The sequence below is a fragment of the Neobacillus drentensis genome, assembly GCF_036965645.1.
GTDB classification, from domain to species: domain Bacteria; phylum Bacillota; class Bacilli; order Bacillales; family Cytobacillaceae; genus Neobacillus; species Neobacillus drentensis_D.
Genome location: NZ_JBALPZ010000065.1, coordinates 1 through 1,060, shown reverse-complemented (window position 1 = coordinate 1,060; position 1,060 = coordinate 1). Strand labels below are relative to the sequence as shown.

Annotated in this window: 2 protein-coding genes; one reads left to right on the top strand and one right to left on the bottom strand. The window is 41.7% G+C overall.

Annotated elements, in window-relative coordinates; translation table 11 throughout:
* The first annotated feature begins 222 nt into the window (after positions 1-222).
* Positions 223-654 carry a hypothetical protein gene (locus tag V7266_RS13575; RefSeq protein WP_335468426.1) on the top strand — a complete coding sequence of 144 codons (432 nt, stop codon included), beginning with the start codon at positions 223-225 and terminating at the stop codon, positions 652-654.
* Between the two features lie 115 nt (positions 655-769).
* Here the strand turns inward: V7266_RS13575 and V7266_RS13570 are convergent, their stop codons facing one another.
* Positions 770-940, bottom strand: a complete 171-nt coding sequence (locus V7266_RS13570; protein WP_335468425.1) for a multidrug ABC transporter ATPase — start codon at positions 938-940, stop codon at positions 770-772.
* Between the last annotated feature and the right edge of the window lie 120 nt (positions 941-1,060).

The following is a 1,060-nucleotide window of genomic DNA, read 5'->3' as shown; positions in this document are numbered from 1 at the left end:
CAACAACCAAATTTAACAGTGCCTTTAAAAATCAGAGGTTTGAGAATAAAGAGGAAGTGGTACTACATTAATATGGCTAGCAAAAAGCTATCCTGAATACAGAATCTAGCCTATGAAAGAAAGAGGGTGGTTGAAATATGTGGTTGCCTGTTCGGTAAAACCGGTTTGAATGACTAGGGATGAAAAACAGCAGTCTCGGAAAATAAAAAGGAGGCACTCAACATGGCGAAGAATTATGCAGAACCGCAGAATATGGAAGAAGCAGGTCTCAAAAGTGATGATGCCCTTTATAAAAATGAAGGGACATCAAGAAACGACGAGAAAGACTTACAGAAAAAGTATGGGCATAGAAATGATGAACTTCCATTAATGGATGAGCAAAGTTCTCAACAAGGGAACCAACAACGGCAGGAACAGTTTAGGCAAAATGGACAGGCCGGTAATGAACAAGAGTCCCAAGTTGAACAGCGGGACCGCGGGCAGCCGGAGCAGCAGCTCTCTGGTTATAACATTGCGAAGAGTGATGGCCAAGACTTCCGGCAAGAAGGCATTGATGAATCACGAAAAAAGAATGGAGATTCCCATCCTGAAAAGCAGGTAGATGAATTTTATCAGCGATATGGTCAAGAGGACCCGCTTGAAAAACAAATCTGATGAAGGAAATCGATATTTAACATAAATAAGGGGCTTGCACTCAGGCTTGGGTGCAGGCCCCTTTTTACATACATACATAATAGGCGAAAAAAATAACGGCCCTGCGGAACGGCCGTTATTGCAGTGGATCGGGAGTTTTGTTATCTTCCTCCTCAAGCTGGGTGCCTGTTTTGGCTTTCTTCATCTCCTTGCCAAGCTTCTTAACATCATCAAAGTCCTGTGTCATCGAACCATTTTTCTTGGCCTCGACCTTCAATTTCGTCTTTAATTTATTCAACTCATTCATAGCACACGCTCCTTTATATTTTAGTAGCTTTTATATACCCATTTAAAAGAATTCAAAACTATTTGCTATAATAAAAAGGGGAGCAAGGGGACGGTTCTCATGCTTCCGAAGCATGAGAAC

What these genes read in the sequence shown, in the direction of transcription:
- V7266_RS13575 (WP_335468426.1), top strand. Translation starts at nt 223, where the DNA reads ATGGCGAAGAATTATGCAGAACCGCAGAATATGGAAGAAGCAGGTCTC.
- V7266_RS13570 (WP_335468425.1), bottom strand. Translation starts at nt 940, where the DNA reads ATGAATGAGTTGAATAAATTAAAGACGAAATTGAAGGTCGAGGCCAAG.